The organism is Mesorhizobium sp. CA7 (assembly GCF_020165015.1).
GTDB lineage: Bacteria > Pseudomonadota > Alphaproteobacteria > Rhizobiales > Rhizobiaceae > Mesorhizobium.
The window spans coordinates 270,637-294,926 of record NZ_JAIUHH010000001.1 but is presented as its reverse complement, the minus strand read 5'-3'; the positions used below and the strand labels follow the sequence as shown (position 1 = coordinate 294,926).

Annotated in this window: 26 protein-coding genes and 1 pseudogene; 16 read left to right on the top strand and 11 right to left on the bottom strand. The window is 64.2% G+C overall.

Annotated features, from left to right (window positions below):
* Positions 1 to 23 precede the first annotated feature (23 nt).
* On the bottom strand, positions 24 to 1,331 hold the full coding sequence (gene purB, locus LB552_RS01390) for an adenylosuccinate lyase (RefSeq protein ID WP_224601394.1): 1,308 nt from the start codon (positions 1,329 to 1,331) through the stop codon (positions 24 to 26).
* 260 nt (positions 1,332 to 1,591) lie between these two features.
* Between purB and LB552_RS01385 the strand changes: the two are divergent.
* Positions 1,592 to 1,833, top strand: a pseudogene (locus LB552_RS01385) (DUF2171 domain-containing protein).
* 7 nt (positions 1,834 to 1,840) lie between these two features.
* Here LB552_RS01385 and LB552_RS01380 read toward each other — a convergent pair.
* Positions 1,841 to 2,857, bottom strand: a complete 1,017-nt coding sequence (locus LB552_RS01380) for a P1 family peptidase (RefSeq protein WP_224601392.1) — start codon at positions 2,855 to 2,857, stop codon at positions 1,841 to 1,843.
* Positions 2,857 to 3,927 carry a branched-chain amino acid ABC transporter substrate-binding protein gene (locus LB552_RS01375; protein WP_224601390.1) on the bottom strand — a complete coding sequence of 357 codons (1,071 nt, stop codon included), beginning with the start codon at positions 3,925 to 3,927 and terminating at the stop codon, positions 2,857 to 2,859. The genes LB552_RS01380 and LB552_RS01375 overlap by 1 nt, the downstream gene beginning before the upstream one ends.
* Before the next feature lie 191 nt (positions 3,928 to 4,118).
* On the opposite strand from LB552_RS01375, the gene LB552_RS01370 reads away from it, so the two are divergent.
* The 7 genes from LB552_RS01370 to LB552_RS01340 all read left to right on the top strand — a co-directional run bounded on the left by LB552_RS01370 (position 4,119) and on the right by LB552_RS01340 (position 10,490).
* Positions 4,119 to 4,613 (top strand): flavin reductase, encoded by a 495-nt coding sequence (locus tag LB552_RS01370; RefSeq protein ID WP_140546892.1) that lies wholly within the window; start codon positions 4,119 to 4,121, stop codon positions 4,611 to 4,613.
* A 28-nt stretch (positions 4,614 to 4,641) separates the two neighbouring features.
* Positions 4,642 to 5,565, top strand: coding sequence for an AAA family ATPase (locus LB552_RS01365; RefSeq protein ID WP_140840139.1), 924 nt, complete (start codon positions 4,642 to 4,644; stop codon positions 5,563 to 5,565).
* 5 nt (positions 5,566 to 5,570) lie between these two features.
* Positions 5,571 to 6,821, top strand: coding sequence for a vWA domain-containing protein (locus tag LB552_RS01360; RefSeq protein WP_224601388.1), 1,251 nt, complete (start codon positions 5,571 to 5,573; stop codon positions 6,819 to 6,821).
* Between the two features lie 85 nt (positions 6,822 to 6,906).
* Entirely contained in the window at positions 6,907 to 7,245 is a 339-nt protein-coding gene (locus LB552_RS01355) for an XdhC family protein (protein WP_224601386.1), read from the top strand.
* A gap of 6 nt (positions 7,246 to 7,251) precedes the next feature.
* Complete coding sequence (locus tag LB552_RS01350; protein ID WP_224601384.1) at positions 7,252 to 7,956, top strand: XdhC family protein; 705 nt, start codon at positions 7,252 to 7,254, stop codon at positions 7,954 to 7,956.
* Positions 7,953 to 9,569, top strand: coding sequence for an NTP transferase domain-containing protein (locus tag LB552_RS01345; RefSeq protein WP_224601382.1), 1,617 nt, complete (start codon positions 7,953 to 7,955; stop codon positions 9,567 to 9,569). Before LB552_RS01350 ends, LB552_RS01345 begins: the two co-directional genes overlap by 4 nt.
* A gap of 33 nt (positions 9,570 to 9,602) precedes the next feature.
* Positions 9,603 to 10,490, top strand: a complete 888-nt coding sequence (locus tag LB552_RS01340; protein WP_411965498.1) for an alpha/beta hydrolase family protein — start codon at positions 9,603 to 9,605, stop codon at positions 10,488 to 10,490.
* A 15-nt stretch (positions 10,491 to 10,505) separates the two neighbouring features.
* On the opposite strand, the gene LB552_RS01335 is transcribed toward LB552_RS01340, so the two are convergent.
* Positions 10,506 to 11,555: a DUF1176 domain-containing protein gene (locus tag LB552_RS01335; protein ID WP_224601379.1), complete on the bottom strand. Its 1,050-nt coding sequence runs from the start codon at positions 11,553 to 11,555 to the stop codon at positions 10,506 to 10,508.
* Between the two features lie 141 nt (positions 11,556 to 11,696).
* On the opposite strand from LB552_RS01335, the gene LB552_RS01330 reads away from it, so the two are divergent.
* On the top strand, positions 11,697 to 12,203 hold the full coding sequence (locus tag LB552_RS01330; RefSeq protein ID WP_140840129.1) for a DUF1993 family protein: 507 nt from the start codon (positions 11,697 to 11,699) through the stop codon (positions 12,201 to 12,203).
* A gap of 53 nt (positions 12,204 to 12,256) precedes the next feature.
* Here the strand turns inward: LB552_RS01330 and LB552_RS01325 are convergent, their stop codons facing one another.
* A complete protein-coding gene (locus LB552_RS01325; protein ID WP_224601377.1) occupies positions 12,257 to 12,421 on the bottom strand; it encodes a hypothetical protein in 165 nt (54 codons plus the stop codon).
* A gap of 50 nt (positions 12,422 to 12,471) precedes the next feature.
* A complete protein-coding gene (locus tag LB552_RS01320; protein ID WP_224601375.1) occupies positions 12,472 to 12,696 on the bottom strand; it encodes a hypothetical protein in 225 nt (74 codons plus the stop codon).
* 41 nt (positions 12,697 to 12,737) lie between these two features.
* Between LB552_RS01320 and LB552_RS01315 the strand changes: the two genes are divergently transcribed.
* From LB552_RS01315 to LB552_RS01305, 3 genes are all read left to right on the top strand, one after another.
* Positions 12,738 to 13,274, top strand: coding sequence for a hypothetical protein (locus LB552_RS01315; RefSeq protein WP_411965323.1), 537 nt, complete (start codon positions 12,738 to 12,740; stop codon positions 13,272 to 13,274).
* Positions 13,275 to 13,627: 353 nt separating this feature from the next.
* Positions 13,628 to 14,695: an aldo/keto reductase gene (locus tag LB552_RS01310; protein WP_224601373.1), complete on the top strand. Its 1,068-nt coding sequence runs from the start codon at positions 13,628 to 13,630 to the stop codon at positions 14,693 to 14,695.
* Positions 14,696 to 14,722: 27 nt separating this feature from the next.
* The gene (locus LB552_RS01305) at positions 14,723 to 15,991 is read left to right on the top strand and encodes a cysteine desulfurase-like protein (RefSeq protein WP_224601372.1); all 1,269 of its coding nucleotides are present in this window, start codon (positions 14,723 to 14,725) and stop codon (positions 15,989 to 15,991) included.
* 6 nt (positions 15,992 to 15,997) lie between these two features.
* Here the strand turns inward: LB552_RS01305 and LB552_RS01300 are convergent, their stop codons facing one another.
* From LB552_RS01300 to LB552_RS01285, 4 genes are all read right to left on the bottom strand, one after another.
* Positions 15,998 to 17,023, bottom strand: a complete 1,026-nt coding sequence (locus LB552_RS01300; RefSeq protein ID WP_224602236.1) for a histone deacetylase family protein — start codon at positions 17,021 to 17,023, stop codon at positions 15,998 to 16,000.
* A gap of 2 nt (positions 17,024 to 17,025) precedes the next feature.
* Positions 17,026 to 17,529, bottom strand: coding sequence for a GNAT family N-acetyltransferase (locus LB552_RS01295; RefSeq protein WP_224601369.1), 504 nt, complete (start codon positions 17,527 to 17,529; stop codon positions 17,026 to 17,028).
* A 222-nt stretch (positions 17,530 to 17,751) separates the two neighbouring features.
* The gene (locus LB552_RS01290; protein WP_224601367.1) at positions 17,752 to 19,134 is read right to left on the bottom strand and encodes an aspartate aminotransferase family protein; all 1,383 of its coding nucleotides are present in this window, start codon (positions 19,132 to 19,134) and stop codon (positions 17,752 to 17,754) included.
* Between the two features lies 1 nt (position 19,135).
* A complete protein-coding gene (locus LB552_RS01285) occupies positions 19,136 to 20,776 on the bottom strand; it encodes a N,N-dimethylformamidase beta subunit family domain-containing protein (RefSeq protein WP_224601365.1) in 1,641 nt (546 codons plus the stop codon).
* Positions 20,777 to 20,922: 146 nt separating this feature from the next.
* Between LB552_RS01285 and LB552_RS01280 the strand changes: the two genes are divergently transcribed.
* The 4 genes from LB552_RS01280 to LB552_RS01265 all read left to right on the top strand — a co-directional run bounded on the left by LB552_RS01280 (position 20,923) and on the right by LB552_RS01265 (position 23,263).
* Entirely contained in the window at positions 20,923 to 21,171 is a 249-nt protein-coding gene (locus LB552_RS01280; RefSeq protein WP_042644583.1) for a ParB N-terminal domain-containing protein, read from the top strand.
* Between the two features lie 123 nt (positions 21,172 to 21,294).
* On the top strand, positions 21,295 to 22,242 hold the full coding sequence (locus tag LB552_RS01275) for an alpha/beta fold hydrolase (protein ID WP_224601363.1): 948 nt from the start codon (positions 21,295 to 21,297) through the stop codon (positions 22,240 to 22,242).
* A gap of 137 nt (positions 22,243 to 22,379) precedes the next feature.
* Positions 22,380 to 22,775, top strand: coding sequence for a GFA family protein (locus LB552_RS01270; protein WP_095765229.1), 396 nt, complete (start codon positions 22,380 to 22,382; stop codon positions 22,773 to 22,775).
* Positions 22,776 to 23,050: 275 nt separating this feature from the next.
* Positions 23,051 to 23,263, top strand: a complete 213-nt coding sequence (locus LB552_RS01265; protein WP_140848002.1) for a hypothetical protein — start codon at positions 23,051 to 23,053, stop codon at positions 23,261 to 23,263.
* Between the two features lie 11 nt (positions 23,264 to 23,274).
* On the opposite strand, the gene LB552_RS01260 is transcribed toward LB552_RS01265, so the two are convergent.
* Positions 23,275 to 24,204: a hypothetical protein gene (locus LB552_RS01260; protein ID WP_224601361.1), complete on the bottom strand. Its 930-nt coding sequence runs from the start codon at positions 24,202 to 24,204 to the stop codon at positions 23,275 to 23,277.
* Between the last annotated feature and the right edge of the window lie 86 nt (positions 24,205 to 24,290).

Here is a 24,290-nt window from a genome sequence, read left to right as displayed (position 1 = left end):
CCAGCGCGCGCCTTTGTTCGGCCTCAAGCCTCTCCAAACACCCGCTTGAAGATCGTGTCGACATGCTTGGTATGATAGCCGAGGTCGAATTTCTCGCGGATATCGGCTTCGGGCAGCGCCGCCGTGACATCCTTGTCGGCAAGCAGTTCCTCGAGGAAATCGGCGCCGTGCTCCCACACTTTCATGGCGTTGCGCTGCACCAGGCGGTAGGCGTCCTCGCGTGACAGGCCGGCCTGGGTGAGCGCCAGAAGCACGCGCTGCGAATGCACCAGGCCGCGGAACTTGTTGAGGTTCTTTTCCATGTTCTCGGGGTAGACGAGCAGCTTGTCGACGACGCCGGTCAGACGCGACAGCGCGAAATCCAGCGTCACCGTCGCATCCGGTCCGATCATGCGCTCAACCGAGGAGTGCGAAATGTCGCGCTCATGCCAGAGCGCCACATCCTCCATCGCCGGCATGGCGTAGGCGCGCACCATGCGGGCGAGGCCGGTGAGATTTTCGGTCAGCACCGGGTTGCGCTTGTGCGGCATAGCCGACGAGCCCTTCTGGCCCGGCGAGAAATACTCTTCCGCCTCCAGCACCTCGGTGCGCTGCAGATGGCGGATTTCTATGGCGAGGCGTTCGACCGACGAGGCGATGACGCCAAGCGTGGCAAAAAACATGGCATGCCGGTCGCGCGGGATGACCTGGGTCGACACCGGCTCCGGCTGCAATCCAAGTTTTGCCGCAACGTGCTCTTCGACATAAGGCTCGATGTTGGCGAAAGTGCCGACCGCGCCGGAAATGGCGCAGGTGGCGATGTCTTCGCGCGCGTGCACCAGCCGTTCGCGGCAGCGCGAGAACTCGGCATAGGCCTGCGCCAGCTTGACGCCGAATGTGGTCGGCTCGGCATGGATGCCATGGCTGCGGCCGATGGTGACGGTGTCCTTGTGCTCGAAGGCGCGGCGCTTCAGCGCCGCAAGCAAGGCGTCGATATCGGCAAGCAGGATGTCGCTGGCCCGCGTCAATTGCACGGCAAGGCAGGTGTCGAGCACGTCCGACGAGGTCATGCCCTGGTGGATGAAGCGGGCATCCGGCCCGACGAATTCGGCGAGATGGGTCAGGAAAGCGATGACGTCATGCTTGGTCACGCGCTCGATCTCGTCGATCTTGGCGACGTCGAATTTGGCCGCGCCGCCCTTTTCCCAGATGGTCCTCGCCGCTTCCTTCGGAATGACGCCCAGCTCCGCCAGCGCGTCGCAGGCATGCGCCTCGATCTCGAACCAGATACGGAAGCGGGTTTCGGGCGACCAGATGGCGACCATTTCCGGCCGGGAATAGCGAGGGATCATCCGTTTTCTAAGTCCTGCCTGGGAGAAGCGTCGGCCGCGTCCTAACAGAGCCAGGCCCAATGCTCAACGCCGCTGCCGCGCAAACCAGGTACTGACCGCGACGAGCGCTGCAAAACGGTTTGTCATCTATCTCATCAGCGTCATGCTTACCACGCCATGGAACGAGACGCGCCGTGCGATGCATCCAATCCGGCGTTCATTTGTTATTGTCGGCCGTCTCGCATCCGAAAGGGCAAATCGCCATCCAGCGGAGAACCAGCATGAGCACCGACATCAGCAAGATACGCGGACACATGGAAGTGATCGGCGCCGACGGCGTCCATATCGGCACCGTCGACAAGGTCGAGGGTGACCGGATCAAGCTGACCAAGGCCGACAGCGGCATGGGCTCGCACAAGAACCATCACCACTGGTCGCGGAGATCGACGGCCAGAAGGTATGGCTTTCGGCCAATTCGGATGTCGCGGTCACCTTCGAGGAAGAAAAATCCGATCCGACCTGATTGGCCGTCAACGCGACGACCAAACCGGAAACAAATCGCCGTCGGCCGGCGTCGCGGCATGGACGCCGCGGCTGATCGCGCGTGCCATGGTGGCGCCGGCCGCCGCGAATAGGTCGATCGCGGCATCCGCGCCGAGCTCGATGCCGCTCCTGCCGGTCGCCAGGGCAAACACGAGATCGCCGTCCGCCGGCGTGTGCGTCGGCCAGATGGCACGTGCGAAGCCGTCATGCGCCGAAATCGCCAGTCGCTTGGCCGCGGCCTTGGTCAGGACGGCGTCCGTGGCGATGACGGCGATGGTGGTGCTGCCGCCTTCGGCCTCGCCGCCCATTTGCCTGTCGCGGTATTTCAGCAGGATCCTTCTGGCGTCTTCAGGCAGCGGGGCTGGGTAGCCGAGGCCGCCGAACTCGTCGCCGATCTCGAAGGGCGCCGCCCAGAAATGGCGGCTGCGGCCGACCGTCACCGAGCCGGTCGGATTGACGGCGGCGAGCGCGCCGACGGTGACGCCGCTGTCGAGCACGGTCGAGGCGGAGCCTAGCCCGCCTTTGAGGCCGGAGGTCAGGGCGCCGGTGCCGGCGCCAGCCGTGCCGATGGCGAAATCCAAGGTTGCCGCCTGAACAGACTCATAGCCGAGCTCGCGATAGGGCGGATAGCGGCCCCAATCCTTGTCGCCGCCGTTGCGCAGGTCGAACAGGATCGCGGCCGGCACGATCGGCACGCGGAAGCCGCCGACCTCGACACCGATGTTCTTTTCGCGCAATGCCGCCTGCACGCCCGAGGCGGCGTCGAGGCCGAAGGCGGAGCCGCCCGACAGAACGACGGCATGGATCGTCGCGATCGAGTTCTGCGGCTCGAGCAGGTCGGTCTCGCGCGTGCCCGGTGCGCCGCCCAGCACCTGGACGCCGGCCACGGCGGGCTCGTCGCACAGCACCACCGTGACGCCGGATTTGAGCCTGGCGTCGGCGGCATTGCCGACCCGAAGGCCGGCAACGTCGGTGATCAGATTGCGCGGACCGGTGCAGAACATCACTTGTCCTCCAGCGGCACGAAATGCATGCCGTCGAAGCGGAAGAGGCGGAACGGGTTCTGGCTGAGATCGCCCTTGTCGTCGAAGCGGACGGTGCCGATCGCGGTCGCAAAATCACGGCCGGTCAACGCTTCGCCGAGCGGCTGCCCTGTGCTTTCCGCACCGGCCAGCGCGGCATTGGCGACCTCGACCGCGGCATAGGCCGGAAGCGTGTAGCCGTCCGGCACGATGTTCTTCGCTGCGAAAGCCTGCACCACCTTGGGATCGGCGATCTCCGACCATTCCGGCGGGGCGATCATCAGCGTGCCGACGGCATAGGGCACATCGCCCGGCGGCGTGCGCAGGTTCTCGCCGCCGGCGAAGGCGATGCCGGCATCGAGCTGGGCGGCGTCGCGGCCCATGATGGCGATGTCGTCGCCGTCGCCGCCGGCGAACACCTTGGTCGCGCCGGCCTTTTTCAGCCGGCCGATCAGCCCGATCTGGTTGTCGAGCTGCGGCCGGAACGTGTCGACGAAGACCGGTTTCAGCGCCGCCTGCTCGGCTGCGGCGCGAAAGGTCTCGGCCATCTCGCGGCCATAGATGGTGCCGTCATCGACGATGGCGAACAGGTCGTCGCGCCAGAGCTGGATTAGCTTGGCGGCGACCGCATTGCGCTCATCGTCGCCGCGCGGGCCGAGCCGGTAGACCGGCCATCCGGTCTTGGCGCGCCGGTCGGTCAGGCTTTCGGTGCGCACGCCGACCGTGATGACCGGAATGTTGGCATCCTTCAGGATCGGCAGCGCCGCCTCGATAGCGTCGGTGCAGAGAAACCCCACCACGACATTGACCTTGGCGTCGACGAAATCGTTCGCCGCCGCGGCGCCGCCATCGGCAGTGCAGGCATCGTCCACGGCCTTGATCGCGATGCCGTTCGCCTCCGCCGCCAGGCCGGCGCCGGCCTCGATCTGCTTGCCGAGGATCGCCGATGGGCCGGAAAGCGGCGCAGCAATGCCGACCAGCGCTTGGGCGTCGGCGCTTGCGGCCAGCGACAACCAGAGCAGCACGGCTGATGTCGTCGTGAGAAGACGCATTCGGGCTAAGAGATCCTCCATGCCGGGAATACAGTCCCGACACTATTCCAGGAAATGCCTAAAGGCTGGCTAAGCGCCGCGCAACACGCGAATTTGCGGATTGCGGTCAAGCACTTCGCCCGTGCTATGCAACTTGTGGCGTGCAATATGCCGCCATATATAACGAACTGGTTTCGACAGGTGGACATCGGGTGCTGAAGATCAATGATATCGGGCCGCAGCATTATCGCGATGCGATGGCGCATTTTGCCGGCCATGTGCATGTGGTGACGACCGACGGGCCCGGCGGCAAAAGGGGCGCGACGGTGATCGCCGCCTGTTCGGTCTCGGACACCCCGCCGACGGTGCTGGTCTGCCTCAATCGCGAGAACGCCAAGAACGAGGCTTTCGTCAAGAACGGCAAGTTCGCGCTCAACACCCTCGCATCGGACCAGGAAGCCGTATCGGTCGCCTTTTCCGGCGTCACCGGCCTGCCGGTGGAGGAGCGCTTCGCGCTTGCCGAATGGGATGTGATCTCGACTGGCGCCCCGACGCTGAAAGGGGCGCTGGCCGTGTTCGACTGCGAGATCATCGATAGCAAAGACCTTGCCACCCACCGTGTGCTTTTTGGCAAGGTGACAGGCCTGCGCATCGGCGATAATTTGCGGCCGCTGATCTACCACAACCGCGGCTATCATTTTCTTTGAACGTGCAAGCGGGATCCACGGAGACAAGATGACCGCGCCGCGCCCCGCGCCGAAAACGATCGACGAAACGCTCGATCTTTTGACAGGCGCGGATTATGTCGCGGACCGTTCGCTGGCGACGGTGCTGTTTCTTTCACTGCGCATGAAGCGGCCCTTGTTCCTCGAAGGCGAGGCGGGCGTCGGCAAGACCGAGATCGCCAAGGTGCTGGCCGGTGCGCTCGGCCGCCGGCTGATCCGCCTGCAATGCTATGAAGGGCTCGACGTCTCCTCGGCCGTCTATGAGTGGAACTATGCCGCGCAGATGATCGAGATCCGCATGGAGGAAGCGGCGGGCAAGGTCGTCCGCTCCGATATGGAGCGTAACGTCTTTTCCGAGAAATACCTGATCCGCCGTCCGGTGCTCGACGCGCTGACCGGCAAGGCGGGTGCCGCGCCGGTGTTCCTGATCGACGAGCTCGATCGCACCGACGAAGCTTTCGAGGCGTTCCTGCTCGAGATTCTGTCGGACTTCCAGGTCACGGTTCCTGAACTTGGCACGATCAAGGCGGAAGAACCGCCGATCGTCATCATCACCACCAACCGGACGCGCGAGATCCACGACGCGCTGAAGCGTCGCTGTCTCTATCATTGGGTGGATTATCCGAATGCCGAGCGCGAGCTGGAGATCGTGCGGCGCAAGGTGCCGCAGGCGAATCGCCGGCTCTCGGCGGAGGTCGTGTCCTTCATCCAGAAGCTGCGCCAGGTCGAGCTGTTCAAGGCGCCCGGCGTTGCCGAGACTATCGATTGGGCCGGCGCCTTGACCGAGCTCGACAAGGTGGCGCTCGATCCGGAGACCGTGTCGGACACGATCGGCGTGCTTTTGAAATACCAAGACGATATCGCCCGTATCGGCGAGGGCGAGGGCCGGCGCATCCTCAATGAGGTGAAGGCCGAGCTGTCGGCGGCGGAGTAGGCGCGATGCCTGTGCCGCGTCCGGAACCCAAAGAGGCGCTCGCCGACGGGCGCATCGCCGACAACATCGTCTATTTCGCGCGGGCGCTGCGTAAGGCAGGCATGCGCGTCGGCCCGGCGTCGGTGAAGGACGCCATCGAGGCTGTGCTTGCCGCCGGCATCGGCTCGCGCGACGATTTCTACTGGACGCTGCATGCGGTGCTCGTCTCGCGGCACGAGGATCATCCGGTCTTCGACGAGGCCTTCCGCCTGTTCTGGAAATCGCGCGAGCTGATCGAGAAACTATTGGCGATGTTCTCGCCGGTCGCTCCGGACAACGCTGAGAAGCAGAAGCCGCGGGCTGCCGAAAACCGCGTCAGCCAGGCGATGTTCGAGGGCCATCAGAAAAACCAACCGATCCGGGAAGTGCCGGAAATCGAGGTCGATGCGCGCCTCACCTTTTCCGGCAATGAGGTGCTGCGGGGCAAGGATTTTGCCCAGATGGATGCGGCGGAGATGGCCGAAGCCAAAAAGGCGATTGCGGCCTTGCGGCTGCCCTTTGATCTGATCCGCACGCGGCGCTTCAGGGCGGACGCGCAAGGGGGCCGCATCGATCCGCGCGCCATGATGCGCTCGGCCGCGCGCGCCGGCGGCGAGCTTATCCTGCCAAAATTCCGGTCCCAGCGCGAAGCGCATCCGCCGCTGATCGTGCTGGCCGACATTTCCGGCTCGATGAGCCAGTATACGCGCATCTTCCTGCATTTCCTGCATGCCCTGACCGAGAAGCGCCGGCGCGTGCATGCCTTCGTCTTCGGCACGCGGCTGACCAACCTGACCCGCCAGATGCGCCATCGCGATCCCGACGAGGCGCTCGCCGAATGCTCGGCGGCGGTGAAGGACTGGTCGGGCGGCACCCGCATCGGCGACACGCTCGCCGAGTTCAACCGGCTGTGGTCGCGCCGCGTGCTGGGGCAGGGCGCGGTGGTGCTTCTCATCACCGACGGGCTGGAGCGCGACGACATCGCCGGCCTTTCGCAGGAGATGGAGCGGTTGCATAAATCCTGCCGGCGGCTGATCTGGCTCAATCCGCTGTTGCGCTTCGACGGTTTTGAGGCCCGCGCCCGTGGCGTGAAGGCGATGCTGCCCTATGTCGACGAGTTCCGGGCAGTGCACAATCTCGACGCGCTGGCCGATCTTTGCGCCTCGCTCGACCAGCGGCCGGCGGCGTCGGTCGACCCGCGCCGCTGGCGGCAAGCTGGCGGGAGGCAGGCCGCATAGCCATATGTTTCCTTGGCGGGAAACCAACGTTTACCGTAGGGACGACCAAGGTTTCCCTTGAAAACAGACTTTGCGAGAAGCGACGATGGATGAGAGCATTTATCTCGACGAGGCCCGCGATCCCCTGATCATCGCGGAAGGCTGGATGAAGGACGGCAAGGATGTCGCCATCGCGACCGTGGTCGAGACCTGGGGTTCGGCGCCTCGCCCGGTCGGCAGCCATCTGGTCATAGATGCCGAGGGGAATTTCCATGGCTCGGTCTCCGGCGGCTGTGTTGAGGGCGCCGTGGTGACCGAGGCGATGGACGTCATCGACAGTGGCAAGGCCAGGATGCTGGAATTCGGCGTCGCCGACAAGACCGCCTGGCAGGTAGGCCTTTCCTGCGGCGGCCGCATCAAGGTCTATGTCGAAAGGCTGGGCTGATCACAAATGGATCCCTACGTCCTGAAGACACTGAACGAAGAACGCCGCGCCCGCCGCGCCGCGGTGCTTGTCACCGACCTGGGCGACGGCCGCGACCGCATCGTGCGCGAGGGCGACCATGTTGCGGGCGATCTCGGCGCGGCGATCGCCAATGCGTTCCGCACCGGCAATTCACAATCGGTGGAGGCGGAAGGGCGGACCTTCTTTCTCAACGCGCATCTGCCGCGTCCGCGTCTGGTGGTGATCGGCGCCGTGCATATCAGCCAGGCGCTGGCGCCGATGGCCAGGATCGCCGGCTATCCGGTCGAGATCATCGACCCGCGCACCGCCTTCGCTACCCCGGACCGCTTTCCCGACGTCGCGCTGCATGCCGAATGGCCGCAGGATGTGCTGAAGCGTGCGCCGCTCGACAGCTATACCGCGCTTGCCGCCGTCACCCACGATCCGAAGATCGACGATTTCGCGCTGAAGGCGGCGCTCGACGCCCGGTGCTTCTATGTCGGGGCGCTGGGCAGCCGCAAAACCCACGCCAAGCGTGTCGAACGCTTGCTGGCGCTCGGCGCCGGTGCCGACCAGATCGCCCGCATCCACGCGCCGATCGGCCTCGATATCGGTGCCGCCAGTCCGGCCGAGATCGCCGTCGCGGTGCTTGCGCAGACGATCCACGCCTTCCGCTCGCGCGGTCTCGAAGCAAAAGGCGCCGTGGCGTGAAATTCGGACCGGTTCCGATCGGCGAGGCGGAAGGGGCGGTGCTGGCGCATGCGACCACCGCCGGCGAAAAACGCTTCCGCAAGGCGCACCGGCTGAGCCGCGAAGATATCGCGACGCTCAAGGCGGCGGGCGTCGGCGAAGTCGTCGCGGCGGTTCTTGCCGCGGACGATTTGGGCGAAGATGCCGCAGCCGCGAAGATCGCCGCCGCCATGCGTCACCGCAACATCGAGGTCAAGCCGGCCGCGACCGGGCGGGTGAACTTGCATGCGGAAGCCTCAGGCGTCTTTACCGTCGACGCCGCAATGATCGACGCCATCAACGCCGTCGATCCGGCCATCACCATCGCGACGCTGGCGCAGCACGCGCCGGTCGAGAAGGGCCAGATGGTGGCGACGGTGAAGATCATTCCCTTTGCCGTCGCCGCAAGCCTGGTAGACAGCGTGGTGAGGATCTGCGCCGGCCGCGAGATCTTTGCCGTCAATGCCTATCGCCCCATAACTGTCGGCGTCATCCAGACGATGCTTCCCGGCGTCAAGCCGAGCGTGCTCGACAAGACGCTGCGCGTCACCGAGGCCCGGCTGGCGCGTTTCGGCGGCCGACTGACCGCCGAACGGCGCACGCCGCACGACGTGGCGCCGGTCGCCGCGGCCGCAACCCAGCTGGCGCGCGACAATGACATGGTGGTGATCTTCGGCGCCTCGGCGATGAGCGACTTCGCCGATGTCGTGCCGGCCGCGATCGAGCGGGCAGGCGGTACCGTCGTCCGGGCGGGCATGCCGGTCGATCCTGGCAATCTGCTGGTGCTGGGGACGCTCGACGGCAAGCGCATCGTCGGCGCGCCCGGCTGCGCGCGCAGCCCGAAGGAGAATGGCTTCGACTGGGTGCTCGATCGCCTGGTTGCCGGGCTTGAAGTGACCGCGAGCGACATTGCCGGCATGGGCGTCGGCGGGCTTTTGATGGAAATCCCGACCAGGCCGCAGCCGCGCGAGCCGGCGCCGCAGCCGGCAAGGTCGGCGCTGAAAGTCGATATCGTGCTCCTGGCCGCCGGCCGCTCGAGCCGCATGGGCGGCCCAAACAAGCTTTTGGCGCTGTTCGACGGGGAGCCGCTGGTGCGCCGCACTGCCGGTCGTGCGCTGGGCTCGAAGGCTGCCGCCACCGTCGTCGTCACCGGCCATCAGCGCGAGCGCGTGCGCTCTGCGCTTGGCGGTCTTGGCGTGACATTCGCGGACAATCCGGATTTCGCCGATGGCCTCGCTTCGTCGTTGAAGGCGGGCATCGCGAAGGTCGCGCCCGATGCGGCCGGCGCCCTGATCGTGCTTGGCGACATGCCGGGCGTTTCGTCGGGGGACCTCGACAGCCTGATCGACGCGTTCCGCAGCTCCGACGGCCGCTCCGTGGTGCGCGCTTCGCACCAAGGCAAGCGCGGCAATCCGGTGCTTTTGCCGCGCTCGCTTTTCGCGGCCGTCGCGCAGCTCGAGGGCGATACCGGGGCGCGGCATCTGGTCGAGGCCGAGGGTCTCGACGTCATCGATGTCGAGATCGGGCAGGGCGCCTCGATCGATGTCGACACGCGCGAGGCGCTGGAAGGGGCGGGCGGCGTTCTGCAGGATTGACAAAGCGGAGCCGAATTTCGCATGCCTCTCGGCATGGCTTTGCGTTATCGACGTTTCTTCGCCCTGATCGCCGCGACGGCGCTGTCCCTCTCGGTCGCCGAGGGGCAAACGCTTTCGCTGAAATCGTTCAAGGACGATCTGTTCGCTTATCCGGCGACACTGTCGACGAGCGACAACGGCGCCTACACCGTCCTCGACTATCGCGAGATGCGCGACATAAATCAGCGCGACGAGGTGCCGGAAAAGCGCGTGCATGCGCAATACACCGATCCCGGGGTGCGCAAGGTGCAGCAGGACCTGATGCTGAAGACCGATGCCGGCGATATCAGACATGTCGCGGTCGGCAGGACGGAAGGCGCGTCCATCATTGTGCTCTATCTGCACGGGCAAGGCGGCAGCCGCAAGCAAGGCGTGGACGACTTCACCTTCGGCGGCAATTTCAATCGCATCAAGAACCTGATGGCCGCCAACAACGGGCTCTATCTTTCGCCCGATTTCCCCGATTTCGGCGACAAGGGCGCGGCGCAGGTCGCGGCGCTCATCGACCACTATGCCGAGACATCGCCGAGCGCGAAGATCTTCGTCGCCTGCGGCTCGATGGGCGGGATCATCTGCTGGAAGCTCGCCGTGCGCAAGGACACGGGCGGCCGCATCAATGGGCTGCTGTTGCTCGGATCGCTGTGGGACGACAGCTTTCTCACCAGCCCCGCCTTCAAGCGCCGCGTACCGGTGTTTTTCGGACAGGGCAGCCATGACGTGGTCTTCCCGGTGGAGAAGCAGGAAGCCTTCTTCCGCTCGATTCTGGCCAGGAAGGCTTATCCGACCCGCTTCGTGCGCTTCGAGACCGGCACGCACGGCACGCCGATCCGCATGGTCGACTGGCGCGGCACGCTGAACTGGATGCTGACGAAAGCGCCGTGATTGCGCTGCAGCGCCTCAAGGCGCCGTGTTGTAGTCGATGACCGTCTGCGGATTTTGCTCGCCGTCATAGGATGCATCGACGTCGTACTGGACGAGCGAGAAATCGCCGTTGCGGAAAAGGTAGGTTCCCGATGACGAGGCATCCCCCACGCCACGCCATTTGTTCGATGTGGTGATGGTTTTGGTGTTGTCGTCATAGTCCGAATTGGCCGCCCAGCCGCTGGTCTTGAACCCGATGATATGGATCGATTCGACCTTGCCCTCGCTGTTGTTGTTCTCGTAGCGGATGTCGAGGTCCGGCTCGGTGAACTGCAACTGTGAGACGCCATCGACGTCGTCGGTGATGTAGTAGACCGCCGTCTCGTTGTAGGCGGCCATCGAACAGAAGAAGCGGAACAGCCGCGTCTCGCGCTCCGGGTCGCTGGGCTGGGCGTCCTTGTCCTTATAGTGGATGGAATGAGCCTCTGGCTCGCCGATCGGCTTGCCGTCAGGATCCTGCTTGTCGCACTGGTCGCCATAGGTGGCGAGGAAGGCCTTCTTGGCCTGCTCCAGGGCCTCGTCCTTCTTCGGCGGCGGCGGGCCGTCGCCACAGCTTGCCGGCACGGCGCTGTCGAAATCCTCGGTCGACGGCTTCAACGCGCCCTTGTCGATGAAGATCGGCTGAAAGGGCGGCTCCTGGATCTGCGCATTGACCTGGCGGACCGTGTAGCAGCCGGCGAAAACCTTGGCGTCACCTTTTTTGTCGGTCGCCTGGATGGCGACCGGGACGCTGTAATAGATGCTGCCGGCAGCACCGTCCTCCGAGATGGCGCCAGTCTTGACTTCGACGCTGTCGGTGCCGTCGTAACCCTTGACGAAGGCATTGAAGTCCTTTGCCGGCTTCGTATCGCCGAAATAGCCCCAGGCGCGGGCGAATTCGTGACGGTTGATGGCGCTGTAAAGCGAGCGGACGACCGCATCGGCGCTTGATCGGTCATCGACATAGGGCGCATCCGCCGCGGACGCGGAATGCGTGAGGCCGGCCAATGAGAAAAAGACAGTCGCTGCGAAAGTGGCTCTTTTCATCGAATCCTCCGCTCGGTAACGAAAATACTACCACGGCGATTGCGGCGGCGCGGTGACGCCATGGGGAGGACCGCTTGAAGAATCGTGGCGGGAGGCGCTAGTTCACGGCCCGCGGCGCTGGGCCGCGTGGGGAGATTGCCCGTGACCATTTCCATGTACGACATATCGGTGGGCGTTTTTTCCGCCAGGCTGAAGGCGCTGGCCAGCGTCTTGACGGCGGCGGAGCAGAATGCCGGCGAACGCAAGATTGATCCGCAGGTGTTCCTCACGGCGCGGCTGGCGCCCGACATGTTCGCGCTGGCCAGGCAGATCCAGATCGCCACCGACCATGCCAAGGGCGCGCCGTCGCGGCTCGCCGGGCGCGAGGTGCCGAAATATGAGGACAATGAAGCGAGCTTTGCCGAGTTGCAGGCCCGGATCGCCAAGACGCTCGATTATCTGGCGACATTTGCGGCGGCCGATCTGGAAGGATCTGAGGACAGGACGGTCGAAGTGCGGCTCGGCGGCCGCGAAACCACGCTGCCTGGCCTGCAATATCTGCTGCACCTGGCGATGCCGAATTTCTATTTCCACGTCACCACAGCCTACGACATCCTGCGCCACAATGGCGTGCCGCTCAGCAAGCAGACTTTTCTCGGAAATCGTTGATGTTGAATGGCTTGGAGGTTTCCCAGGATTCCGGGAAACCTCTTTGGCTCAGCTCAGCGGATCGACATTTCGCGCGCGATGCGCGGAAAATCCACCGGCTTGACGCCGATATCGGCGCGGTCCGCATTGCTCATCGCGTTCAGAAGCGCAAGCGCCGAGCGGTAACGCTGGTGTTCCTGCGGCCTCGGCCGAGCGAACATTTCAGTGAAGAACCCCATGACTCAGTTGCCCCAGTTGGTCCTCCCGACCTCAGCATATAGGCGATTTGTTAAAATTGTGCAGTGCAGCATTTGCATGGCTGCCATGCCGCGACAATTTTTCCCGCCACAATCGATTTTCCGTGAAACTTTTCGGCAGGCTCGACCGTAGGCACCCGTGCCGGCACATGGCTGGCTTTTTCCTCGCCACTCCTGGCGACCTTGCCGGACTGCACGAATGAGCAGTCCGGCTTTTTATTGTCCGATGCCGTCTTGCCGGGCGGAAAAGCCGCCAATTGTCAATATCGCCAGAATTCATTCTTAACGAGAGCCCACTATGTTTGGCGGCATCACTGCATGCCGTCACGACAGGGAGGTTGAGATCGGCACCGGGAACAAGCTCGATTTCGCTTCGTTGCTCGACGACCTGATCGTCGCCTCGGAGAAAGGCGAGGACGAGGGCGCCCGACCGTCCATCCCGTTTGATTATCTGTCCGTGGCCGATGAACTGCATTCCGGCCGCATCAAGGTCGCCGGGGAGAGCGTCGCCGCCGAATATCGCGAGTCCGCCGCCGACCTCGCTGCCGAGTTCGCAGCACTTCTCGACCAGGCGAAACTGACGCTTGCCGGCGAAGAGCAGTGGCCGGAGGAGAAGCTGCCGCCGATCGATCCCGAAGCGATCGCCGGCGAGCTCGGCCTCGACCGTCCGGCCAAGAAGGCCGATTTCGGTCGCATCCGCCGTAACTTCGCCTTCGCCAACCATCCGGACCGGGTCGCGCCGCATCTGCGCCAGCGTGCCATGATCCGCATGCAGGTTGCCAACATGCTGATCGACGAGGCCAAGCGGCGGGCGCTGGCCGGGGCGAGGCGGTAGTTCCCTCCATCAGAGACTTCGCTATCGAAATTGGCTGGAGCCTCTCCAATATTCGTCATCCTTGGGCGTAGCGACGCGAAGCGGAGCGCAGACCCAAGGATCCATTCCGTGACCTTCAACGAAGAGTGCGACGGTGCAGAATTCTGTAATCGTTGCAACGCCTTAGGGTAACGGAATGGATCCTTGGGTCTGCGCGCGTCGCTTCGCTCCTTGCTCCGCCCTAGAATGACGAACTGACTGACACTTCGGCCAATCTCTCGAAACTGGGCGACTTTGCAAAACGCAAGCGTTTTGCTCTATGTTCAACCTCCTCCCCGCGCAGCCCGCGCAAAAACTCCCGCCGGAGACATTTCATGCACAAACGCCGCCTCGGTCGGACCGATCTCCTTGTTTCGCAAATCTGCCTCGGCTCGATGACCTGGGGTCAGCAGAACAGCGAGGCCGAGGGCCACGTGCAGATGGATCTGGCGTTCTCGCGCGGGGTGAATTTCATCGACACGGCCGAGCTTTACCCGATCCCGCCCAAGGCAGAGACGCAAGGGCGAACCGAGAGGATCATCGGCAGCTGGATGAAGGCCAATCGCAACCGCGACAAGGTCATCCTTGCCTCGAAGGTGGTCGGCCGCACGGCCAACGCATGGTTCCGCGGCGACCGTCCGTCGAAGCTGGTGCGCGCCGACATTTTCGACGCGGTCGAGAAATCGCTGGCCAAGCTCGGCACCGACTATATCGACCTCTACCAGATCCACTGGCCGGACCGGGACATTCCGTGGGGTTCGAACCCGACGCGGATCGGAGCGGTGGCGCGCCGGGCCGATGCCGCAGCCGCGCCCGCAGACGAAACACCGATTGCCGAGACGCTCGCCGTCTTCCAGGACCTGGTGAAAGCCGGCAAGATCCGCCATCTCGGCCTATCGAACGAAAGCTCCTGGGGTGTCATGCGCTTCGTCTTCGAAGCCGAGAAGGGCTCCGGGCCGCGCGTCGCCTCGCTGCAGAACGCCTACAACCTCGTCAACCGCACCTTCGAGGTGAACCTTGCGGAGGTCTGCGAGCGCGAGGAGATCGCGTTTCTTCCCTATTCGCCGTTGGCGCAGGGTTATCTCACCGGCAAATACGATCATGGCGCGCGACCGCAGGGCTCGCGCTCGCAGCTGTTCAATCGAGGCCAGCGCTACGAGACGCCGAACGCGGCGGAGGTGCTGCTTCAGTACAATGAGCTGGCACGTTCCTTCGGCATGGAGCCGGCGCTTTTCGCCAACGCCTATGTGGCGAGCCGGCCCTTCGTGACCGCGAACATCGTCGGCGCGACCACGATCGCGCAGCTCGGGACGGCGCTGTCCTCGGTCGATGTCGCTTGGACGGATGAGATGCAGAAAGCGGTCGACGCCATCCACCAACGTGTCGGCAATCCGTGCCCTTAAGCGAGAAAAAACAAAGGGATGGAGACGATGGCAGAATTTCCGATCGAAGCCGTACGCGGCAAGTTTCCGGCGCTTTCGCTGACCGATGACGGGCGTCGCCGCATCTATCTGGACAATCCCGCCGGCACACAGGTGCCACAAGCGGTGGCCGACGCAGTATCCCGCTGCCTGCTGACGACCAATGCCAATCTCGGTGGTTTCTTTGAAACGACGGTCGCGGCCCAAAAAGTGGTCGACGCTGCGCATGCCGCGATGGCCGATTTCCTGAACGCACCGAGCGTCGAGGAGATCGTCATCGGCGCCAACATGACGACGCTGACCTACCACATGTCGCGCACGCTTGGCCGGACGATGAAGCCTGGCGACGAGATCATCGTCACGCGCATGGACCATGAGGGCAATGTCTCGCCCTGGCTGCAGCTTGCCGAGGATCTCGGCCTTGTCGTGCGCTTCCTGCCGTTCGACGAGCGGAGCTGGCAGGTGGAGGAGACGGCGCTCAAGGGACTGCTTTCGGAAAAGACGCGGCTTGTCGCGCTGAACTATGCCTCCAATCTCACCGGCTCGATCAACAAGGTGAAGGCGCTGACGGCGGCAGCTAAACAGGCCGGCGCGCTGGTTTATGTCGATGCCGTGCAATTCGCGCCGCACGGGCTGGTCGACGTGCAGGCGCTCGGCTGCGATTTCCTGATCTGCTCGGCCTATAAATTCTTCGGGCCGCATATGGGCATATTGTGGGGCCGGCGCGACGTGATCGACGCGCTCCAGCCTTACAAATGCCGCTGCTCTTCGAATGTCCTGCCCGAGCGGTTCGAGCTTGGCACGCCGCAGATCGAGCTGATGGCCGGGTTGACGGCGGCAATCGACTATTTCGCCGATCTCGGCGCTGCCACCGGCGAGAGCGGGTCGCGCCGGCAACGGATCGCCAAGGCGTTCGAGGTCTCGATCGCTTACGAGAACAGGCTTGCCCGGCAACTGATCGAAGGCCTGTCCAGCATCGAGGGGCTCGTGATCCACGGCATCATCGATCCGGAACGCCTCGCCGAGCGGGTGCCGACCGTTTCCTTCACCGTCGAAGGCATCGCGCCGGAAACGATCGTGCGGCAGATGAACGCCGAGAACATCTTCGTCTGGTCAGGCCACAATTATGCGTGGGAGGTCGTCCGCCAGCTCGGCATACCCGCCGAGCAGGGCGTCGTGCGCATCGGCATTGCCCATTACAACACGGCCGCCGAGATCGAGGAGACGCTGGAGAGCGTGCACCGCGTGATCGCGATGCTGCGGCAGCAGCGCTCTTAAGGCCGCCTAACGCTTCCCGCCGAAGCCGGTGAGGAATGCGGTGAGGTTGTCGCCGAGCGCATCGCAGAGATAGCCGCCTTCCTGGACGATGACCGTCGGCAGGCCGAGCCCGGCGATCGCTTCGCCGATGCGCGAGAAGCCTTGCGTCGTCACCGACAGGCCGCCGAACGGGTCGCCCTCGAAAGCGTCGAGGCCGAGCGCCACGACCAGCGCTTCCGGCGCGAAGGCGCGGATGCGCTGGAAGGCCGTCGCCAGCGCTTCGAGAAAGGCCGCGTCGCCGGACTTGCGCGGCAGCGGCAGGTTGAGATTGTAGCCGAGGCCGGGACCTTCGCCGCGCTCGTCTGCATGCCCCCAGAAGAACGGATAGAAGCGCACCGGATCGGCGTGCAGCGAGACGGTCAGCACGTCGGGCCGGGCGTAGAAGATGCCTTGCGTGCCGTTGCCGTGGTGCAGGTCGACATCGAGGACGGCGACGCGGGCAGAACTCTTCCGCAGAACCTGCGCCGCGACGGCCGAATTGTTGATGAAGCAGAAGCCGCCGGCGACATCGGCGAAGGCGTGATGGCCGGGCGGTCGGCAGAGCGCATAGGCCGAAGGCGCCCCGGCCATCACCGCTTCGGCGGCTTCCACCGCGCTCCAGGCGCTCCACAGCGCGCTGTTCCAGGTTTCGGCCGAGATCGGGCAGGCGGTGTCGGCCATGTGGTAGCCGGCCTGGCCGACGGCGGAGGCCGGATAGGAGCCGGCGCGGGCGATCGGATGGATGTTTGGGATGACTTCCGCCGAGGCGCCTTCGATGCGCTGCCAGCGCGCAAAAATGTGCTCGAGAAAATCGAGATATTCAGGCGTATGCACCGCGGCGATCGGGCTAAGTCCATGATTGCCTGGACGTTCGATCGTCAAGCCGGCCAATCTTGCGCCGGCTAACAATCGTTCAATCCGCTCCGGCTTTTCCGGGTTGGGCTGCGGCGCGCCGCTGGAGAGGAAAGCTTTCGGGTCATGGCGCTTCTGCTCCTCGGCATAGAAGGCTTTCATCATCATTCCTCCGGCGTATCGGCAAAGGCGAAAAAGGCATCGCCGACGATTTTCTGCACCTGCTCATAGCTCGACCGGCCGATGCCCAGTCTTTCGTAGAAGGCCTTGGCCGTCTCATTGTCGGTATCGACGGACAGCCTCAGATAGCTACCGCCCGCCGCGCGGCACTCCTTCGCCACGCGCCGCAGCAACCTTTCGCCGACCCGGCGGCCGCGAAAACGATCCTCGACGTAAAGGTCCTGCACATAGACGCCGGGACGGCCCATCCAGGTCGAGAAAATCGGGAAATGCAGGCAAAGCCCGGCGAACTCGCCGTCGATCTCAGCGATCAGGGTCGAGAAGGCGGGTTTGGCGCCGAAGCCGTAGCGGCGCAGATCCTCGGGCGTCGAAGTGATTTCCTGATGCGCGCCGATATCGGTACCGAGGCGCAGCAGGGCGGCGTGGATGGTTTCGACATCATCAATGGTGCCGGGGCGGAGGGTGACGGCTTGCGAAGGGTTGCTCATTGAGAGTGCAGCGCCAAGGCACCCCCCTCTGTCCTGCCGGACATCTCCCCCGCAAGGGGGGAGATTGGCAGCTTTGGCCTTGCCGCCAATTCTGCAACGCTGAAAATTGGCGAAATCGAAAAACAGAGCTGATCTCCCCCCTTGCGGGGGAGATGGCCGGCAGGCCAGAGGGGGGTGCGAAGGATCGCAAGCATCTCAGATTGGCTTTGCCTCAAAACGCCACTATCCCTCCACCGGCAGGTCGAGCTCCGCGGCGAGCGCCTCCAGCGAATCTCCGATGATGGAAATCATCTCGCCGATCTGGTCTCTGGTGATGATCATCGGCGGCGCCACCATGAAATTGTCGCCGTCGACGCCGCCCTTGACCTTGCGGCCATAGATGATCAGGCCGCGCGCATAGGCGTGGTCGAGCAGGCGCTGCGTCGCCTTGCTGGCCGGATCGATGGGCTTCAGTGTCTCCGGATCGGCGACCATTTCGGCGCCGGTGAGCAGGCCCTTGCCGCGCACGTCGGCGATGAAGGGGAAGCGCTTTTGCAAGCCCTTCAACTCTGCCATCAGCACCTCGCCCATCGCGGCGGCGTTGGCGATGAGATCGAGCCGGTCCATCTCGCCGAGCACGGCGAGGCCGGCGGCGCAGGCCAGCGGATTGCCGGCATAGGTGTGGCCGTGCTGGAAACCGCCGGAGGCCAGCAGCGGCTCGACCAGGCGCATCGGCGCGGCGAGGGCGCCGAGTGGCGCGTAACCCGAGCCCAGCCCCTTCGAGAGGGCGACGATGTCGGGCCTGCAGTTCCAGTGGTCGCCGCCGAGGAACTTGCCTGTCCTGCCGGCGCCGCTCATCACTTCGTCATGAATCAGAAGAATGCCGTAGCGGTCGCAGATTTCGCGGATGCGCGGATAGTAGCTGTCGGGCGCGACAAGGGCTGCGGTCGCGGCACCGCCGACCGGCTCCATGATGAAGGCCAAAACGCTTTCCGGCCCTTCGGCGAGAATCTTCTCCTCCAGCATGTCGGCGTAGCGGATACCGCGATGTTCCAACGAAAGGTTGTCGCGGTCGCGCCAGGCCGTGGGCGCAGGCACTGTCGGCATCACCTTCATCATCGGCGTGAAGGTTTCGGCCAGCGCATCGTCGCCGGTGACGGAAAGCGAGCCCAGCGTGCCGCCATGATAGGAGGGGAAGCGGGTGATCACCTTCCAGCGCTTGGACTGGCCGGTAGCGACCGCCCATTGCCGGGCAAGCTTGATGCAGGATTCGGTCGCTTCCGAGCCGCCCGAAACGAAGAAGATGCGGTCCATGCCTTCGGGCAGCTTGCCGGCAAGCGCGCGCGCAAGCTCCTCGGCCGGCTCGTTCTCGAAATGCAGCCGGTAGGCGAAGGTGGTCTTGTCCATCTGCCGCTTCATGGCGTCGAGCACGTTGCGGTTGGAGTGGCCGATATTGGCGACCATCGGCCCGCTCGAGCCGTCGATGAAGCGGCGACCGTCCTTCGTCCAGAAATAGATGCCCTCGGCCCGGTCGACGAGCGGCCGGCGCAGGCTGGAGAGGTAGAACAGGTGCGACGGCGGCCGCGCTTCGGCCTCTGCTGCGGGCTGGACTTCCAGTTTCGACATGTCAGGACTTTCCGAGATAACGGTCGAGAACATTTTTGGTCACGCGTTCGACCATCGCGTCCTGCCTTAGCAGGCCGGCGACCCATTCGCAGCTTCCGGCGTGGAAGACCTCGCCTTTGCCGCGCGGGAAATTGACGATCATGCCGTTGCCGCGCTTGACCTTGTCGAGATTGGCGTCGCTCGCCTCGCCGAACAAGGTCTCGGCGGTGAAGCGGCCGTCCTCGTCGGTGAGGAACTGGTCCTCGATCGGGATGTCGGCGCTTTCCTCGACCTGGCTCGCCATGCCGACGGCCAGCACCTGCAAGCCGTCCGGCGCGCCGCTGGTCGCGGTCGGGTAGGGCAGGCCGCCACGGATCTCGAAATCGAGGCCGTCGACTTCATAGCCGTAGACATGGCTGTCGGCGCCGAGCAGGTCGCCGTAATAGACGCCGGTGCCGGCGAAGGCCCAGTGCTCGGGACGGTACACCGGAAAGCCGCGCACGCCGCGCGGCGCGCAGCCGCCCCAGCCGGCATAGACGCCTCGGGTAGCATTGAGGCCGAAGGTGGCGCTGCCGGGACGGCCGATCTCGGGCGCTTCCCAGGAATTGGTGGCGCGGCTGACGTCGCCGCCGCGATAGGCCGGGTCTTCCGCGCGCGCCTTGTATTTGTAGCAGACCTGGCGGCGGCCTTGGTTCTCCAGCCTCGTCTGCCACATGAAATTGCCGGCGAAGCGCGCCGCATGCCCGCCGCGCTCGACATAATTGTCGACGGCGTCGCGCATCTCCCAGGTCCAGTATTCGTCGTGGCCGACGAAGACGACGCAGTCGTAGCCGTCGAGGATTTCGGGCGAGAAATGGAGCTCGTGCTGGCTGGCGAGATCGACCTGATAGCCGGCGCGCTCGGCGAAGCGAAAGAAATGGCTGTCATAGCTCGCCCAGCCCGAAGAGGCATATTTCTTCGAATGTCCAGTGGCGAAGGCCCACTCCATATGCGGATAGCGTGGCACGGTCTTCGGCGGCACCGCGACTTCCAGCGGCACGCGCGGCGCGTCCTTAGGCAGTACCACGAAGCCGCGGCACCAGGGTCGCTGCGTCGAGACCGTCGTGGCGTATTGATCGCGGTTCGGGCCGGTTATGCCCTGATAGTGGTTCGAGCCACCCCAGGTGTTGTAGGCGAGCCAGGTACCGGTCGCGGCGACCTGCAGCAGGCGGCCGGGCTTGCGGCCGAGCAGGGGTGTGACGATGAAGAGATGATGGCTGTGGATTGGCGTCCCGTCGCGGCCTTCGGCCGAGAGCGTCACGCGATAGGCGCCGGACGGCCAGTCGACGCCGACGCGGAATTCGAACGAAGCCTCCCAGTTGCAGCCTTCGACCGAGCATTGGTCGGGCGTATCCTGCCAGCGCGCCGACAGGCCCGCTCCCTCGAAAACTTTTGTTTCGCTCTCGCCGTCGCGGATGACGGCAAGGCTGAATTGCGGCGCCGACGCGCTGACGAAGAGCGTTACCGTCTCGCCGGGACGATAGGAAAACCGGTCGCTGTAGGCCCAAATCTCGCCGCTCGAGCCATCCATTCCCGGCCATTCGTAATAATGGCCGCGCACCGCCTCGCGACGCTGCTCGGGCGTCAGCCCGAAATCGGGGAATTCACTGGGCAGTTGCGTCAAGGAACACCTGAGATCACGAGGCCGTCATTGAGACCGTTGGCCGGCCAAGCGTCAAATGGAAAGCATCGGGCCAGCGCGCTTGCGCTTGGCCGCCGCCGGCAAACCAACTATTCATGCCGAGGCGACATTCTCGCCGAGGAGCCGATATGCTGCGTGTGCAAAAGGTCAAGGTCGACGACATCTACGTGCCGACGGCGCGGCGCAAGACGCTGCATCCCGAGACGGTGCGCCATCTCGCCGAGGATATTCTCGAAAACGGCATGAAGACGCCGATACAGGTGCGGCACGACGGCAAGCGCCACATTCTGGTCGAGGGGCTGCATAGGCTCGAAGCCGCGAAGTGGCTCGGCGAGACCATGATCGACGCTTATCTCGTGCAGGCCAAGCGCCACTGATCCTTCTTCTTTGGAGTCGCCTGCCGAGGCGCTTCCACTCTCCCTCGAATTATTTAGCGAGCCATGTCGGCTTGGGTTCTCCCACCGCGTCCTTGAGGCAACGCAAGCGGAGAGGAGACTGAAATGCCCAAGACCCTGTTTTTCGCCATCCTTGCTTCGGCAATGACCCTCATAGCCTCGCCGAGCGCACAATCCGAGGAGACCAAGCCTGTCATGACCAGTGAAACCAAAGCTCTCTTGAAGCCGGAAAAATCCGGCCTGCTGCCGATCGACGGCGTGAACTACTACTACGCCGTCTACGGCAAGGGCGAGCCGCTGCTTCTTTTGCATGGCGGCCTGGGTTCGAGTGACATGTTCGCGCCGATCCTGCCGAAATTTGCCGAACATCGCACGGTGATCGCCGTCGACCTGCAGGGACATGGCCGCACCGCGCTCGGCGAACGGCCTTTCGGCCTTGAGGCGATGGGCGACGATATGGCGGCCATCGTCAAGGCGCTCGGCTACGACAAGGTCGACGTCATGGGCTATTCGCTTGGCGGCGGCGTCGCCTTCCGCATGGCCGTTCAGCATCCGGAGGCGGTGCGTCGGCTGGTCATGGTGTCGACCGGCTACGCCGCCAACGGCTTCTATGACGAGATGCGTCCGCAGCAGGCGCAGGTGAGCGCGGCGGCCGCCGAGTTCATGAAGGACACGCCGATGTACAAATCCTATGTCGCCGTGGCGCCAAAGCCCGAGGATTTCCCAAAACTGCTCGATGCGCTCGGCGCCTTCATGCGCAAGGACTATGATTTCTCGGCCGACGTGCCGAAGCTGAAGATGCCCGTCATGCTCGTCTACGGCGACAGCGACATGTACAAGCCCGAGCACGAGATCAAGTTCTTCCAGATGCTCGGCGGCGGATTGAGGGACGCCGGCTGGATGCGCGAGCACCTGTCGCAGAACCGGCTGGCGATCATCCCCAACCGCACGCATTACGACGTGTTCTTCGCGCCGGAACTGGTCGCCAGCACGCTGCCGTTCCTCGACGGTGTCACCAAGGTGAAGACCTGGGACGAGATCGTCAGCGAATGAATCCTGGCCGCTGGCCGCCTGACGCAGCCGGCCAGCGGCATCAGCTCAAGCGATCGTATCCCATCAATGTTTTTTGATTGACCCTGCCATGCCGGCCACTAGGGTGCCCGGCATTTCCTCGAGGCAGGTGTCTGGTGATGACCAAGTATGAGGGCGGATGCCTTTGCGGCGCGGTGCGCTACAGGGCCGAGGCCGAGCCGATCAACGAACGCATCTGCCATTGCCGCATCTGCCAGAGAGCGATCGGCGCCGCCTTCAATGCGCGACTTCTGTTTCGCATCGACGACGTGACCATCGAAGGACCGGTGGCGACGATCAATTCCACGCCAGACCTCAAGCGCGGCTTCTGTCCGGTTTGCGGCACGACTTTGTTCTCACGCCGTGATTCCAGGGGCATTCTCGGCATCACCTCCGGCTCGCTCGACGACCCGTCGCTGTTCAAGCCCGACATGCATTTCTGGACCGCGTCGAAGCAGCCCTGGGTGATGCTTGACGATGGCCTGCCTCAATATGAAGGCGCGCCGCCGGCGTAGCTTCTTCCTTCTCCCCTTGTGGGAGAAGGTGGCCGAGCGAAGCTCGGTCGGATGAGGGGTGTTCCAGAGAATACCAGCGTCTCACTCCGCTGGAATACCCCTCATCCGTCTCGGCGCTTGCGCGCCGATCCACCTTCTCCCACAAGGGGAGAAGGAAGAAGGCCTGCACAAAAATTTCATCTTCGATTCACGACATAGCCGGCAAAGCGTCATTGGCGGGCCATCTTTGGCTGCCTATCTACGCGCCATGCGGGAAGGCATCGAGGAGGCGACGGATGAGCGAGAGCATCAACACCCTGGACGAGCTTTTGAACGACCCGATGGTCCAACTGGTAATGGCGCGCGACCGCGTGCGCCCGGCCGAGCTTCGCCTGCTTCTGGAAAAGGCTCGCGAGAGGGCGAGTGATGATTCCCGCATCGACCAGGCTTCGGTGCCGCCCGCGCATGTCGTGGCAAGAAGCTGCCTGAAGCAGTGGCTCTACCGCTGAGGCGACCCGGGTCAGCTCGAATGAGCGGGCAGGTAGCTGTAATGATTGCGCAAATAGGCGAGCTTGAAGCCGAGCCGGTCGTAGTTGCGATAGGCCGGCCCGTCGCGGTCGGGGCGCGGCGCCTCGATATCGGCGACAAACAGTTTCGCGCCGGCGGCTATGCCGTCGCGGACCAGCCTTTCGCCAAGCATGGCGTCAAGATCGAAGCTCGGCGCCATGATGCCCGGTACCGGCGCGTCGATGCCGCTCCAGGCGGCCCCGTCTGAGATGAAGAGCGAGCGCACGGCGGCGACCGCGCCCCTGCGTTTCAGCATGTAATGATGCCAGCCCTTGCGATCGACAAGCGCCATCAGCCAGGGCGAGGTGGGGAGCCTGTATTTGGCATCGATGAAAGATGCCCACTCCGAAGCTGTCCTGGGCGTGACCTCCTCGATCACCAGATCGTCAACCGGGATCAGCGGGTCGCTCGGGAAAAGCGGTTCGTCCGCCAGCGGCGTCGCGTCGCGATAGATGCGCTCCCAGCCGCCTTGCTGCTGCATCCCGCGCGCTTCCAGCCAGCATCTCAGCCGCGACGGCTCAGTGTGTGGATTGGTATAGAACCACGGCCGCCTGATGCCGGCATCGCGGTAATGCGCGAGCAACGTGTCGACCTGTTCTTCCGTCGCCGGACCATCGACGCCGATATTCTTCACGCAGTTGAGATGGATGAACGGGATCGTCGTGCAGGTGGTCCAGACAAGATCGCCGTCCTTGTCAATCGTCAGCCCTTGCCGGGCCGCGAAATCCGCCGGCGCCGCCTCGTAGAGGTCGAGCCAGGCAGCGACCTCGGCGCGCTCGATGGCGCGGCTGGTATCACGCGACACCTCCTCGATCGTGATTTCTGCAGCATGCGTTTCCGGCGGCGTGACCGGCTCCAATTCCGAGAGGGCGGCGGTCGACATCGTGATGCTCCTCCGATTTGCCTTACAGTGTAAGATTAGCGGAGAATAATATGGCGGCGCCAGTTGTCAAGCAGGATTAGCCGCAC

Excerpts from the sequence above, each read along its gene's own strand:
- LB552_RS01275 (WP_224601363.1), top strand. The coding sequence starts at position 21,295 with ATGCCCAAGACCCTGTTTTTCGCCATCCTTGCTTCGGCAATGACCCTC.
- LB552_RS01300 (WP_224602236.1), bottom strand. The coding sequence starts at position 17,023 with ATGAAAGCCTTCTATGCCGAGGAGCAGAAGCGCCATGACCCGAAAGCT.
- LB552_RS01340 (WP_411965498.1), top strand. The coding sequence starts at position 9,603 with ATGGCTTTGCGTTATCGACGTTTCTTCGCCCTGATCGCCGCGACGGCG.
- LB552_RS01290 (WP_224601367.1), bottom strand. The coding sequence starts at position 19,134 with ATGTCGAAACTGGAAGTCCAGCCCGCAGCAGAGGCCGAAGCGCGGCCG.
- LB552_RS01260 (WP_224601361.1), bottom strand. The coding sequence starts at position 24,204 with ATGTCGACCGCCGCCCTCTCGGAATTGGAGCCGGTCACGCCGCCGGAA.
- LB552_RS01335 (WP_224601379.1), bottom strand. The coding sequence starts at position 11,555 with ATGAAAAGAGCCACTTTCGCAGCGACTGTCTTTTTCTCATTGGCCGGC.
- LB552_RS01375 (WP_224601390.1), bottom strand. The coding sequence starts at position 3,927 with ATGCGTCTTCTCACGACGACATCAGCCGTGCTGCTCTGGTTGTCGCTG.
- LB552_RS01380 (WP_224601392.1), bottom strand. The coding sequence starts at position 2,857 with ATGTTCTGCACCGGTCCGCGCAATCTGATCACCGACGTTGCCGGCCTT.
- LB552_RS01310 (WP_224601373.1), top strand. The coding sequence starts at position 13,628 with ATGCACAAACGCCGCCTCGGTCGGACCGATCTCCTTGTTTCGCAAATC.
- LB552_RS01360 (WP_224601388.1), top strand. The coding sequence starts at position 5,571 with ATGCCTGTGCCGCGTCCGGAACCCAAAGAGGCGCTCGCCGACGGGCGC.
- LB552_RS01355 (WP_224601386.1), top strand. The coding sequence starts at position 6,907 with ATGGATGAGAGCATTTATCTCGACGAGGCCCGCGATCCCCTGATCATC.
- LB552_RS01280 (WP_042644583.1), top strand. The coding sequence starts at position 20,923 with ATGCTGCGTGTGCAAAAGGTCAAGGTCGACGACATCTACGTGCCGACG.
- LB552_RS01305 (WP_224601372.1), top strand. The coding sequence starts at position 14,723 with ATGGCAGAATTTCCGATCGAAGCCGTACGCGGCAAGTTTCCGGCGCTT.
- LB552_RS01350 (WP_224601384.1), top strand. The coding sequence starts at position 7,252 with ATGGATCCCTACGTCCTGAAGACACTGAACGAAGAACGCCGCGCCCGC.
- purB (WP_224601394.1), bottom strand. The coding sequence starts at position 1,331 with ATGATCCCTCGCTATTCCCGGCCGGAAATGGTCGCCATCTGGTCGCCC.
- LB552_RS01295 (WP_224601369.1), bottom strand. The coding sequence starts at position 17,529 with ATGAGCAACCCTTCGCAAGCCGTCACCCTCCGCCCCGGCACCATTGAT.
- LB552_RS01365 (WP_140840139.1), top strand. The coding sequence starts at position 4,642 with ATGACCGCGCCGCGCCCCGCGCCGAAAACGATCGACGAAACGCTCGAT.
- LB552_RS01270 (WP_095765229.1), top strand. The coding sequence starts at position 22,380 with ATGACCAAGTATGAGGGCGGATGCCTTTGCGGCGCGGTGCGCTACAGG.
- LB552_RS01315 (WP_411965323.1), top strand. The coding sequence starts at position 12,738 with ATGTTTGGCGGCATCACTGCATGCCGTCACGACAGGGAGGTTGAGATC.
- LB552_RS01325 (WP_224601377.1), bottom strand. The coding sequence starts at position 12,421 with ATGGGGTTCTTCACTGAAATGTTCGCTCGGCCGAGGCCGCAGGAACAC.
- LB552_RS01265 (WP_140848002.1), top strand. The coding sequence starts at position 23,051 with ATGAGCGAGAGCATCAACACCCTGGACGAGCTTTTGAACGACCCGATG.